This window comes from Nocardioides sp. AE5, from assembly GCF_031844485.1.
Lineage (GTDB): Bacteria > Actinomycetota > Actinomycetes > Propionibacteriales > Nocardioidaceae > Nocardioides.
The window spans coordinates 1-14,632 of record NZ_JAUZVI010000016.1; the positions used below are offsets into that span (position 1 = coordinate 1).

Consider the following 14,632-nt stretch of genomic DNA (forward strand, 5'->3'; position numbering starts at 1 on the left):
ACGACACCGCAACTCGTCTTCACGCTCCGCGGCGCCGCCGACCAAGGACGAGGAATAGCAGGCCGAGCCCGATCCCGACCAGGGCGACGATCGGTTGGGAGTGGTCGACCTCGGACCCGACGGAGGGCAACTGCGCTCCCGCGCCTCCGGTTGCGGAGCGCGGGGCCAGTGGGTTCGGGTCTACCGCATTGGGCTGCCTGGTGGGCTCCGGATCACGGTCGGGGTCGATCGGATCGGGATCTGCGGGTGCAGGAAGATCGGGAGCCCGATAGGTGAACCCATCGGCGACCCTCGCCGTGCCTCCCGTCGTGCTGAGCACGACATCCACCGCACCCGCTGCACCGGCCGGTGTGGTCACGGCACACGTGTCCACACCGCCGGCGCTGGTGCAGTCGATGCTCGTACCCGCATGGGAACCGAAACTGATCGACACACCGGGCACGGCCAGCTGCGCTAAACCATGTGGACCACCCGGTCCAGATGGTTTAGCCATCACGGATGCGCCGTCGGTCTCCGCCGTCACGAACCCGGTGCCGGTGATCACCACCCGGGTGCCTCCCGCCGTGGGTCCGTGACCGGGGTCGACACCGGTGATCATCGGTGCGGGCGGCGGCTCTGGGGCCGGGTCGACGTTGACGGCGAACTCAACGATGGAGCAGGCATCGGCGTCGTCGCAGACCGTGACCACCACGGCGCCCGAGGCGGGCTCGGGATGAGTGACGGTGAACGACTTCCCATCGAGCATCAAAGGCTCGGCTCCGTCACCGAAGTCCACGGTCGCGGACCAGGTGTTGACGCCCGGATCGGTGAACGAGCCCGAAACCGAGAGCGGTGCGCCGGCAGCAAGGACCTGGTCCGGGATCAGCGCCAGCACCGGCGCCACATTCACCACGGTGACCACGTGCGTCACGGTGTGCGTGAGCCCGTTGGCATCGGTGACCCGCAGACCCACAGGCAATATGCCATGAGCTGCCGCCGGTACGTCGACACTCGGCCCAGTGCCCTCATCGAAGACACCGTCACCATCGACATCCCACCCGAACACCAACGGACCAATCCCTGTGGACTCCGACGCCGACAGGGTCACCACCGTGCCCTCATCGGTCTCACCCGGCCCGGTGATCACTGCGGCCGGCGGATCCGGGTCGGGCTCAGCCTCGACCGTGACCGTGAACGACACCTCGCCGCACGCATCAGCATCATCACAGACCCGGACCACGACGAGCATCCCGTCAGCCGGCTCGTCGTAGGTGACGGTGAACGCCCTCGCATCGAGCGTCAATGGCTCAGGCCCCTCCCCGAAATCCACCGTCGCCGTCCACGTGTTCGCCCCCGGATCGGTGAAGGAACCCGACACCGACAACCCCACAACCGAGCCAGCGGGGACCAACTGATCCGCAATCGGCGCCACCACCGGCGCCACGTTCGCCACCGCCACCGCATGCGTGGCAATCGCCGTCGCGCCTCCGGCATCGGTCACCTGCAGGCCGACGGTCAGGTTGCCGTGCGCCGTCGCGATGAACTCAGCATCAGCGCCGGTGGCGTCGTCGTACTCGCCGTCGCCATCAAGATCCCACCCGTACGACAACGGAGCCACACCCGTCGACCCAGACGCCGACAACGTCACCGTCCCGCCCTCATCCACCTCGGCCGGACCAGTGATCACCGCCAGCGGCAGGTCGGGGTCCACCGTCGGCGCCGGTTGCACCACTCCATTTCCGGGTCGGGCAAGGACGATCCGGCCAGCTGAGGAGACGGCGCCGGAGACATCGATGCGGAAGCGTTGCGGGCCTGGCCGGTCTCCGGCGGCCACCTCGACCTCGACCGTCGCACTCGGGTCCTGTCCGGTGAGCGTCACGATTCCGGAGCCGGTGAGGCCCACCAACGCGGTGCCGTCGGTGGCCCACGGCGCGGTCACCTGCCACGGCACCTGCACGGATTCGCCGGGCAACAGGGAGGGCGCGTCGAGGACAACCGGGACCGACACCGAGCCGACGGTCGGCGCGGTGATCTCCAGGTCCGCCGCAGTCAGCAGCACCGGCTCGTCATCGACGATCCTCACCTCCACCACTCCGGTTCCGATACCCGCGCCGACCGGGTCGAGGAGTTCCACGATGAATGCCTCGTCCGGCTCCGCGACGGTGTCACCGTGGATCGAGACGGTGAAGGTCGCCTGGGTAGTGCCAGGCGCGAAGTACGCCGTCCCGGCACCGGCCACATAGTCGTCCGGCGCCGCCGCCGTGTCGTCCACGGTGCGCCACCCCACCGACGCCTCCGCAGCCGAGGGGCGGTCCAGACTGATGGTGAGCGTGACCTCCTGTGAACCCAGATCTCCTTCGACAAGCATGGGATCGGCGACCGAGACGGAGGCGAGTGGCAGTGGGTCGTCATCGGTGATCGTCACCGTCACCGCTTCGTCGGCCAGACCCAGCCAGGCCGAAGGCTCGCTGACCTGCACCGTGAAGGCCCGCTCCACACCGACCTGGGTGACCTCATTGTCGATGGTCGGCACCGCGATCACGGCGCTGGTCTGTCCTGCGGGGATGATGACCGTCCCGGTCCGGTCCTCGTGATCCACGCCGGACACCGCGGTGCCGTCCACCGTGGTGAACGCAATCTCGGCGTCGACACGAGCGGGGTGATTCAGCGTCACCTCGATGCTGGCCACACCGCCCTCGATCACGTCAGCATCACTGATGCTGGCTTCGATGCCGGTGCCACGGTGTTCGGCAATGCGCTCGAGCGGGTCACCGGCCAGGGCCAGGAGAAGGTTCTTCTCACCGTCGCTGCTGATCGTGCCGGTGACGCTGCTGACCGGCTGCCCGCCGGGCATCGGCACCACCGTCGGCACCTCGATCGAGGGTTCTGCGGGGAGGCCGGTCTGGCCGTGCTGATTGCGACCCCAGCCAAGCAGGCTGCCGTCGGCGCGGATGGCGAAGGAGACGCTGTGGGTGTGCGCGATCGCCACCACGGGCGGTCCGTCGGGAAGCGGGATCTGCTCCGGGACGGTCCGCAGGGAGCCGCTCGTCGACTGGTCGGGGCCGCACCCCAAGGAGCACTCGCTGTCGCGGCCGAAGCCCCACACCGTGCCATCAGCCTTCAACACCAGGGTGCTCTGCTGGTGGGCCGCGACCTGAAGGACCTGCCCTGGCCCCATCTGCTCGACCTGGCCGATCTGCCAGCCGGGGGTGTTCAGCGGCACGGTGCGGCCGACGTACCCGCTGACCCCGCAGGACAGGAGCTCGCCGTCCCGGGTGAGGAAGAACCCGGCGTTGTGGGTGGCCGCAACCTGGCGGATGTCTGTGCCCACCTCGGGGATCGGCACCGGGAGGTACGTCGCGGGGCCACTGCTGCCCGGGGCGCACGGGTTCGGCTGGATCCCGCCGAAGGCGAGCACGGAGCCACTGTCGAGCAGCGCCAGTGAGAGGTTGGTGCCAAGCACCACCTGCGTGGCACCGGTCAGCGGGGCCGCGCCCTCGGGACTCAGCAACAGCGTGGGATGAGGCCGATAGCCGTTGGCCGCACCGTCGCCGGAAGGGCCGGAGTTGCTGCCCCAGATGGCCACTTGGCCGCCGTCCAGGATCGCGCCGAACTTCCCGCCGCTGGTGCTCAAGGTGGCCAGGGTGCGCGCCCGCAGTTCGCTGCCCTCGCCGCCGCCGATCCCGAGCACGGGACCGGGCACAGCACGGTGGGTCCCGCCGGGACCGCTCTGCCCGTTGCCCAGATGGGCGGCCTGCCCCCAGGAGAGAACACGCCCGTCGCTGGTCAGGCCCGTTCCGGTGACGCCGTTGGTGGCGACCTGGGCGAAGGCTGGCAGCTGGGTGGTGGTCGGGACGATCTCGCCGGAGAGACCAGGCCCAGCGGAGTTGAACGGTGCGGTGCCCCAGGCGATCACCGGGCGGGAGCGGCTGAGCACCAGATAGGTGACCTCGCCGGTATCCCCCAGGCCCGCCTGGGCGGCGGCGCTCCCGTCGGGCAGGGACATCCGCGTCGGGAGAGCGGTCCCAGAGCCCCAGGTAAGGAACTGGCCCTCGGCCGTGGTGACCGCTCCCCGGTCGTGGCCGGCAACGAGCCCGGTCACGGCGAGGTCCTCGTCCAGCACCACCCGGTTCGGCGTACCCCGATCCGGGCTGGGTGTGCCGGCGCCAAGCTGACCGCCGTCGTTGCGGCCCCAGGCCCAGACGGCTCCGTCGGCGTCGAGGAGGAGGGAGAAGCCATCGCCGGCCGCGATCCGCACCGGCCGCGCTGGATCTGTGGCAGGGTTCGTCGCAGAATCCGCCCCCGGGGCTATCGTCACCGGGGCGCCGACATGGTCCGGCCCGTCCCCGAGCTGGCCGTGATCGTTGGCTCCGCAGCCGTGGAGGCTGCCGTCGGCCAGGGTGATCAGCAGGTGGCCGTGACCGGCGGCGATCGTGGTGGCCTCGTCGGACAGGCCCGGCACGAGCTCAGCGAACCCGGTGGCCGGCGTACCGCAGACGCCGGCGGTGACGTACACCTGCCCATCGGCGAGGAAGGCGGCGAAGGTGCCGCCAGCTGCGATCGCGGTGACCCCGGTCAAGGTGTCGTCAGGGCCACGGACCAGCGCCGGGATCCTGTTGGAGGCAGCCGGATCCCCGGTGCCGAGGGCGCCGGCCAGGTTGCGGCCCCAGGCCGCTGCGCTGCCATCTTCGAGCAGGGCCAGGCTGACCCGGTTGCTCGCCACGTCGACCACGGCCGGTCCGTCCACGCCGAGCTGGCCGGAGCCGGAGAGCCCGACGACCGCGGCCGGTATCTGCACGTGCTGGGCGGACGCAACGCCGAGCTGGTCCTGGTCAGCGCGTCCCCAGGCCCAAGCCGCCCCGGAGTCGGTGACGGCCAGACCCATCCTGTGCCCGGCGGCGATCCGACGTACGTCCCCGAGGCCCGTGATGTCCGCGGGCGTCTGGGCAAGGGTGGCGTTGCCGGCCGCGCGTCCGAGCGCATAGCTGTCGGCCTCGGGCAAGGTGCCCCATGAGCTGACCACACCGCTGAGAGCGTCCAGCGGGGTGTCGGCGGTGGCCGGGTTGCAGTCGTCGTCGATGCCATTGCCCAGCACTTCGGTCATCCCCGGGTGCACCAGCACATCGGAGTCGTTGCAGTCGACCGTGGCCGACCAGCCGTCCGCGTCGTCGTCGACCTCGGTAACGGTGAGCACCCAGTTGGTGGTCGCCTGCGCGCCGTTCGGCGCGGTGACGACCAGATCGAGGTAGTGCGAGCCCAGATCCGCCGCCGCCGGCTCGAACGTCCAGGAGTTGCCAGTGCCCGCGGGCTCTCCGTCGCGGAACCAGGCAGCGGTGCCGCCGGAGGTCGTGGCCGACAGGGTGATCGGCTGGCCTACCGACGTCGCGACGAACCGGTGCTCGGGTGTCTCCGCGGTGATCGTGGGTCGAGTGCCGCGGTCCGGTGTCACAGGCGCATAGGCGACCGCCACGCCCCCGTCGGCGGCGGTCACCCGGAGACCGACAACACCCGGCGTGGTGGGACCGGGCGTGAACGTCGGTGTCGCGCCGCTGGCGTCATCGAAGGTCCCATCGCCGTCGAGGTCCCAGTCGTACGTCGTGATCTCCCCGCCGGAGCCCGGCCGGGACGCGCCCGCGTCGAGCGTCAGCGGCTGCCCGACCGTCGCGGTATACGGACCGCCCGCGTCGGCAACCGGCAACACCTGCGGCACCGACGACTGCGCCTCCAACCCCGCGATCACCCCGTCCAGCCGCGCCGCATGCGCCCGCAACTCGTCCGCCATCTCCTGTTGCGCGACGGCCAGATCGGCCAGGACACCGCCGAGGAGTGCGTTCCGGCCGCGGCCGAGGGTCCCGTCGAGCAGGTCGTCGATCATGAGCTGACGCAACTCGTTCATCTCGGTGACGGTGAGGCCGAGGTTGAGCAGGGTACGCCGTTGCTCGGGCGTCCAGGTCCCGTTGCGCAACCGCTCACCCTCCTGGATGAGGGCGAGAAGGTTGTCGGTGTAGGCCGGCAGCGCAGCGAAGGTCGTCTCCACCTCTTGCACGGCGAGCTTCGTGGCCTCGTTGGCGGCGGCCAACGCGAGGGCGAGTTGACGCAGTTCGCGAGCGTGCACCAGTGCCCATTCCCCATCCGCAGCATGGGTGGCGCCCTGATAGCGCTCGAGCGCACGCAGGTACGCCGCCGCGAGCGCACCCTCGGTGGCCAAGGGTGCCGCGACGCCTTCCAGAGCGACGACCGGCTGATGGGTCGCAGTGGGCGCGACGGTCTCGATCGGTTCGAGCACGGTGGGTTGTCGGAAATCGTGGTCCGGTGGGTCCTCTGCGATCGCGGTGTAGTGCTTGGCCTGATTGACCATCAGGTTCCGGGCACCGCTGATCGGGGTCGGCGGCATGAACGACTTGATCATCTTGGAGAACCCGACGATCTCGTCGAGCAACGCCAGCCATGACATCGGCGCACCGATCACCGCCAGCGCTAACTGCTTGGGGTCCTTGTAGTTCTTGGCCTTGTCCCAAGCGCTCCAGGTGTCCACGGCCAGCAGCCATTTCGCCGACGAGAGTGCGGCCTGCACCTTGATGTTGCCGATGGACTCGTCGTACGGCGGAAGCACGGCCGGGAACTCGACGGTGATGGCACGTTCGTGGAGGCTGTCCAGGCCCGGGTGATAGGTGCCGTCCTGACAGTTGTCGAAGACCACGTCATAGACGCCTTCGTCGAGTTGTCCCTGCGGCCCGGTGATGGCGAGGAGCTCCTCGATGAAGGCGCCGGTGGAGCCGGAGCCGATGACGGTCGCCGGAGCAGTGCCGTCGGCCTGAACCAACTTGGCTCCCGACTGTGCGGACCCGGTGGCGATGACGTAGATGTCCGCAACCGGCCAGCCGAAGTCCGGGGTTCCGTCGGTGCCCAGGCAGTTGTTGGTGAACGTGATCGCTCCATGCGCCCGGACCGCGCCGTTGGCTCCCGTGGTGACCGTAGCTTCACCGTCGCCGAAGTAGAGCCAGTCGCCGGCTGCAGCGCGGGCCTGCGGCGCCAGGACGGTGAGCAGCGCCGCGGCGAGCGCGAGAGCGGCGGCTGTGGTCACTGCGGTCCGCACGGGACGCCGATGCGTGCGGGCAGCACGGGTTCGCATGGTGGGTCAGTTCCTTTCGTGGCGGCCCGCGTGGCGGCCTCGGTTGGTGCGGCCGGTGGTGAGCAGGGCGATGCCGATGCCGAGTACGACGAGCCCGAGGGCGAGGTGCCAGGGCTGGATGGTGGCGCCGACGACGGGCAACGTGGTGCCCGTCGCTCCGGCCTGCGGCGATTGACTCGGCAGAGCCGGGGTCGTCGGCTCCGCATCACGGTCGGGGTCGACCGGATCGGGATCGGTGGGCGCAGGCAGATCAGGCGCCCGATAGGTGAACCCATCGATGACCCTCGCCGCACCTCGCGTCGTGCTGAGCACGACATCCACCACACCTGCCGCACCGGCTGGTGTCGTCACCGCGCACGTATCCACCCCATCTGCCGTCGTGCAATCGATACTCGTGCCGGCGTTGGAACCGAAACTGATCGACAGCCCAGGGACCGCTAAACCATGTGGACCACCTGGTCCAGATGGTTTAGCCATCACGACCAGCGACCGGAGCAGGTCAGCCGTGGTCGGCTCCGGGACGAACCCGGTGCCGGTGATCAGCACCCGGGTACCACCTCTGGTGGGTCCCTGATCGGGGACGATACCGGTGATCGTCGGAGCCACCACCGGCGCCGGGACCGTGGCCAAGACCGTGACCTCGCCGCAGGCATCCGCGTCGTCGCACACCTGCACTCTCACCGGATAGATGCCCGGCTCGGTCCAGGTGTGCGCCAGCTCGAATGTCTTGCCGTCCAGGTCGAGTGGCTGGGCGCCGTTGCCGTAATCGACCGTGCCAGTCCAGGTGTTGGCCCCCGGATCGGTGAACGACCCAGCGCCAGTCCACTCCTCACCCGGCTCGACCGTCATCGGGTCAGGCACGGTCACCCGGGGTGCAACCGGGTTGACCGTCACCATCCGGGTCTCCGTGGCGGTAAGACCATTGGCGTCGGTGACCTCCAACCCGATGGTCTTGGTGCCATGCGCCGCGAACTCGACGTCGATCTGTTCGCCCGTGGCGTCATCGAAGACACCGTCACCATCCAGATCCCAGGCAAAGACGAGCGTCCCGGTTCCGGTGGACGGCGCGGCCGAATAGGCGCCGCTCGCTCCTTCATCGATCTCGCTCGGACCGGTCACCTGTGCCACCGGTGGCGGGGTCAACTCGATCGCCACGTGGAACGTGACCTCATCACACGCCTGAGCGTCGTCACACACCGTAACGGTCACCGGGCCAGCACCCGGGTCCGGATCCGTGATCGTGAACGACCTGCCATCCAAGTCCAGCGGCTCTGGCCCATCACCGAAGTCCACGCTCGCCGTCCAGACATTCGCGCCCGGGTCGGTGAACGATCCCGCCACCGACAACGGCACACCCGCAGTCAGCAGCTGATCCGGAATCGGCGCCAGCACTGGCACCACATTGCTCACGGTCACCGTGTGCGTGCTGGTCTGGGTCAGATCATTCGCATCGGTGACCTGCAAACCCACCGTGATGCTGCCATGTGCCAGCGCATCCACCTCGATGCTCGGACCGGTCCCGTCGTCGTACGCACCATCACCGTCGGTGTCCCAGGCGAAGGTCAACGGCCCGACACCGGTCGACTCCGACGCCGACAGCGTCACCGCCGTGCCCTCCTCCACCTCACTCGGACCCGTGATCACCGCGGTCGGTGGGTCCGGCGCCAGCTCGATCGACACGTGGAAAGTCACCGCGTCGCACGCGCCCGCGTCATCACAGACCCGCACGGTCACCGGACCAGCCCTCGGGTCGGGGTCGGCGACGGTGAAGGTCTTCCCGTCCAGAGCCAACGGTTCCGGGCCGTCCCCGAGGTCCACCGTCGCCGACCACGTGTTCACCCCCGGATCGGTGAAGGAACCCGCCACCGACAACCCGGCACTCGACCCAGTGGGGATCACCTGATCCGCGATCGGCGCCACCACCGGCGCCACATTTGCCACCGTCACCGTGTGGTTGGTGGTCGCAGTGCGGTCATTGCCGTCGGTCACCCGCAAACCCACGCTCAGCGAACCGTGGGCCAGAGCAACCACATCGACGCTGACACCACTTGCGTCGTAGTACGCACCATCGCCGTCGATGTCCCACGCGAACGACAACGGAGCGACACCCGTCGCCCCGGACGCCGACAACGTCACCGTCCCACCTTCGTCGATCGTGGCAGGTCCGTCCACCACCGCGACCGGGTCGGGGTCTTGGACCACCATCGGGTTCACCATCCCGATGCCCGGATCCGCGATCACCGGTCGTTGACCCGAGACACTCAGGTTGGCCGCCGCCACCCGGAAATGCTGCGGCGTCGCCTGACCCGTCACCGTCACCTGGACCGTGGCCGACGGCTCATCAGCGGTCAATGTCACCGACCCCGAACCAGTCACACCGACCGGGCTCGGATCACCGTCCTGCCACGGAGCCGACACCGACCACGGCACCACCACCGACTCACCCGCCACCAACTGCGGCGTCGAAACCGTGAACGGCACCGCCACCGTCTCCCCCACCGGCACCGCCAGCACCTGGTCACTCACCTCGACCAGCACCGGCTCATCATCGGCAATGGTCACCGTCACAGCGCCCTCGGCATCAAGGGTGATGCCTTCGGGGTCGAGCAGCTCAAACCGAAACTCCTCATCCGGCTCCAGCACCGTGTCACCGTGCACCTGCAGTTTCACCACCGCTTCGCGCTGACCCGGCTCGAACGTGACAACCCCCGTGCCACCCACGTAGTCACCCGGGGCCTGCGCACTCATATCCACCGTCTGCCAGAGCACCGACGTCTCCGCGGTCGTCGGACGGTCCAGGGACAGCACGAACTCGATCTCCGTCGACCCGACGTCACCCTCGACCACCGGAGCGCCCGGACCGGTCACCGAAACCACCGGGGCCGGGTCGTCGTCGGTGATCGACACCACGGCTGCGTGATCGCCGGGCATCATCCAGGCCGATACCTCCGTGATCTCCACGGAGAAATCACGGACCAGACCGGGCTGTGCGACCTCGTCATCAATCGTCGGCACCTCGATCACCGCCGACGTCTCCCCCGCCGGGATCGTCACTGTCCCGGTGGTGGCGACGTAGTCCGTGCCCGCCACGGCCGTGTCATCAACGGTCGCAAACGAGACCTCCGCATCCACTCCCGCCGGGTAGTTCAGCGAGACTTCCACCTGGGCCACCGAGCCCTCGGCGACCGTGACGTCCGCGACCGTCGCCTCGATCCCGACGCCGACGGTCTCGGCGAGGTGTTCAAGTGGGTCACCGGTCAGGGTCATGAAGTAGTCGTAGGAGAGTCCGCTGTAACCTCCGTCGACCCGATAGACCGGCGCATTGCCCGGCATCGAGATCAGGGTGGGTTCCGCGATGTGGGTGTTTCCACCACCCGCCTGCCCGAGGTTGCGCTCGGAGCCTCCCCAACCAAGGAGGGACCCGTCCTCGCGAATCACGAACCCCAGCCCGTCGGACCGCGACATGTGGAGGCTCACCACGCGAGGCCCGGCAGGCATCTCGATCTGGCTCGGGGACTGGTTCTCACGCCAGGTCCAGACGGAACCGTCTGTCTTCAACACCAACACCTGGTGCATGTTCGTCGAGATGTCGGCCACCTCTCCGGGCCCCATGCCAGGCACTTCCCGCAGCGGACGGCGATCATTGTTGGCATGGCCGGTCTCGCCCGCGCCACAGGCGAGGAGCGTTCCATCCCGCTTGAGCAACAGCGATGCAGAGGCGGTTACGGCGACCTTGCGATTGTCCGACCCGAACTCGGTGAACTCCGTGGCATACGCGTCAAAGTGACCGCCCCCTCGCAAGCACGGATTCCGCCCCCAGTTCATCACCCGGCCGTCCTCGAGCAGGGCCAGGTTGTGTCCCTGCCCGAGGGAGGCCTGCCGGGCGCCCGTCAACGGCTCGTCCACACCGGTGAGCACGGTGACCGGGTAGTAGCTCGACCGGTACGAGGGACTGCCGTCTCCGAAGTACATCGGACTGCCGATGCCCCAGACTGCTACTCGGCCATCCTGGGTGACCAAGCCGTTGAAGCCGTAGGTGATGTGATCGGCAAGGCGCTTCGCGCTCGCCTGGGTGCCGGGCTGGCCCCCCGGAGCCAGGACCGGGCCAGGAACACCCCGATAGACCGCGACGTCCTCCCCCTCACCTCGCTGCTCGCGGCGTCCCCAGGACCAGACCCTCCCATCCGGGGCGATCGCGATCGTCGCGTGATAGGCGTGGCGGACGTCCACGAACGGTTGGACCGGCAGGGGCGCTGGCGTGGGCAATTGTCCCTGGCCGTTCAACGCACCACCGCCGGCCTGGTAGCCCCAAGCAAACGTGGCACCACTGCGGGTGGTCACGACGTACCAGAAGTCGTCACCGGCCCCGAGCGCGAACTGGTTGACCAACATGCCCTCGGGCAGATCCACCTCGGTGACCGTGACGGCGTCGGCGTCCCAGCGGAGCAGTACGCCGTCGGCGCGGAGCACGGCGGCCTGGTCCGCGCCAGCCTCCACCTGGGTGATGATCGGCCCGTCGGGCAACTCGACCTCGATCGGGCCGGCGGTGTCGGCGCCGACCTGCCAGACCCGGTCCGCTTCGTCGAGGAGCACGGTGAACCCGTCACCGGCGGCGAGGGCCTGCGGCGTACCGGCATCCGGGCCGAACTCCACCGGCACCGGCTGGTCGATGTATGCCCCAGAACTGTTGAGCTGGCCGCGGTCGTTGGCGCCGCAGCCGTAGAGGTCGCCGTTGGCCAGACGTACGACGAGGTGCCCCTCGCCGGCGGCCAGCTCCACCACGGGCGCCGGCAGGCCGTCGACCCGCTGGGCGGTCAGCGTCGTCTCGGTGCCACAGGCACCGCCGGTCACCCAGAGGTCGCCGCCGGAGTTGAACGCGAGGAAGGCATCCGCCGAGGCCGCAGCAGTGACACCGGTCAGGTCACCTTCCGGTCCACGGACCAGGGTCGGGGTGCTCACTGCCCAATAGGTGCTTCCCGTGCCCAGCACACCGTCGTCGTTCGGTCCCCACGCGGCTGCGGAGCCGTCCTCCAACGCAGCCACGCTGATCCGATTGGAGTCGAAGTCGACCACCGCCGGGCCGTCGACGCCGAGCTGCCCCGTCCCGGAGGGATCACGGACGGCTGTTGCGGTCGAGCGCTGCGCATTGCTCCCGGTGCCGAGCTGCCCGCCGGTGCCCCAGCCCCAGGACCACAGGCCGCCGTTCTCAGTCAGCGCCAGGCCCATTCGGTCCCCGCCCTCGATCCGCAGCGTGGTCTCGTTGAGCCCGGACATGGCGAAGGGTTCCTCGGCCGGGAAGGTGGTGTTGACCTGGCGGCCCAGTCCGTAGCCGTCGAGACGATCCCCACTGCCCCACGAAACCGGCACGCCGGGCATGGATCCAAGCGGCAGGTCCGGCGTACCGGGATCGCAATCGTCGTCGATCCGGTTGCCGATGATCTCCAGCTGGCCGGGGTTGATCCTCGGGTTGTCGTCGTTGCAGTCCGCCGACACGGTCCAGCCGTCGCCATCCGCATCCGGCTCCAGGACGGCCAGATACCACGTCCGGCGCGCGGTCCGCCCGGTGTCGTCGGTGACCCGGAGTTCCAGGCTGTGTACGCCGACCTGGTCGATGTCGGGGGTGATCCGGAGCGTCGGGTCGGTCGAATAGGAGTCTTCGCCCAGGAACCAGGTCACCGAAGCACCCGCCGGTACGTCGGGGGTCAGGGTGAACTCCTCACCCACGGTGGCCACCGCCGTCAGGCTCTCCGGTACGCCGCCGACCGTCGGCACCTGGCCGCGGTCCACCGCCAGCGGGGCGTAGGAGACCGCGGTGTGGCCCTCGTCGTCGGTGACCCGCAGTCCCACCAGGCTCGGCGCGTCCGCGGCGACGGGGACCGAAGCGTTGGCCCCGGTGGCGTCGTCGAAGACGCCGTCGCCGTCGGTGTCCCAAGCGTAGGAGGCCAGGGTGCGATCGGTGCCCGGGGCCGAGCCGGAACCGTCCAGGCTCAGGGTGCCCCCTGCGGTCGCGGCGTACGGACCGCCGGCATCGGCACGGGGCAGATCGTCCGGGACAGCGGTCTGTGCCTCGAGCTCCGCCTGGACCGCGCGCAGCCTGGCCGCGAGCGCGGTCAGTTCGTCGGCCATCTCCCGCTGCTGGGCAGCGTGGTTGCCCAGGTGGCCCTGCGCCCGGTCCATCGACCAATAGTTGGTGGAGTGCTCCCAACCGACTGCGCGCATTTCACTGGCCAGGGCCACCATGTCGTCGCTGGTCATCCCGAGGTTGGCCATGGTCTGGCGTTCCTCCGGGGTCCATCCCACCCAGGCTTGATGGCCGAGGAAGGTCTGCAGGTCCGCCGCGATCCGGTCCCACTCCGGCAACTGGTCCAGGCTGCCCAGCAGCGCCTCCAACTGCGCGGCGGTCTGCAGGTTCACCGCGGCCAGCGTGGTCGCCAGATCCTCCAGTTCGCGCGCATGCACCAGCGTCCAGCCGGCATCGTTCGCGATCGTGGCACCCTGGTAGCGCTCCAGCGACCGCAGGAACGCCGCCGACAATGCGCCCTCGGATGCGGCCGTCGTCGCGATCGCCTGCACGTTGGCGAACGGTTCGAACTCCAGGTCCGCCAACGGGACTTCGAAACCAGGCACCACCGTGGAGTGCTGGTAGTCGTGATCCGGCGGGTCCTCGGCGATCGCGTTGTAGTGCTTGCCCTGGTTGACCGCCAGGTGCATCGCCAATTCGAAGAGGCTCAACGGGCCCTTAGCTGGCGTCAACGAACTCTTCATGCCCTCCCACCGCGCGATGATGTCGTCCACCAGCGGCACTCGCACCCCCGGCAGTTCGGCCTCCACATCGCCCCAGTTGACCGGCGGCTCCCCTTCTCTCATCCGGCTCAGCGCCGTCATGAACCGGTTCGTCAATCCCCAGATCGCAGCCGACTTGTAGGCCTTCGCCTTCAGGTTGCCGATCCAGGTGTTGTACGGCGGCAGAACTGCGGGGAATTCCACCGTGATCACCCCGGTGTGGATCGAGTCTTCGGTGGGCGTGAACTTCCCGTCCTGGCAGTTGTCGAAGACCACGTCGTACGTGCCCTCGCCCAGTTGCCCCTGCGGACCGGTGACAGCGATCAACTCGGCGATGAAGGCACCGCTCGACCCCGAGCCGATGATGGTGGCCGGGGATGTCCCGTCCGCCTGGACCAGGTCACCGAACGGCGTGGCAGAGCCGGACTCGACGATGTAGATGTCGGTCACCGAGAAGATGAAGTCGTTCGTGCCACCCGGCAGGCAGGTGATGATGTGGGAGAAGGCGCCGTCGGCGAAGATGCCGACATTGGCGCCCGCCTTGATCGACGGCTCCAGGTTCGACCCAAAACCAAGGAAGTCACCCAGGTATGCCTTCGCCGGCTGGCTGGTGATCGAGAGCAGGGCACCGGTCAGGGCCAGGACAGCGCAGGCCACCACGGCCATCCGGAGTCGCTTGAACGGGGTCGCTCGGTGGGCACGGGTGACGTGCACGGGTCGTTCCTTTCGCGGCGCCCG

2 protein-coding genes are annotated in these 14,632 nt (G+C 69.0%); both read right to left on the bottom strand.

What is annotated here, in order from left to right:
• Nucleotides 1–19: 19 nt before the first annotated feature.
• Nucleotides 20–7,111: a PKD domain-containing protein gene (locus Q9R27_RS17920; RefSeq protein ID WP_311253778.1), complete on the bottom strand. Its 7,092-nt coding sequence runs from the start codon at nt 7,109–7,111 to the stop codon at nt 20–22.
• Between the two features lie 6 nt (nt 7,112–7,117).
• Entirely contained in the window at nt 7,118–14,608 is a 7,491-nt protein-coding gene (locus Q9R27_RS17925) for a PKD domain-containing protein (protein WP_311253779.1), read from the bottom strand.
• Between the last annotated feature and the right edge of the window lie 24 nt (nt 14,609–14,632).

Excerpts from the sequence above, each read along its gene's own strand:
- Q9R27_RS17920 (WP_311253778.1), bottom strand. The coding sequence starts at position 7,111 with ATGCGAACCCGTGCTGCCCGCACGCATCGGCGTCCCGTGCGGACCGCA.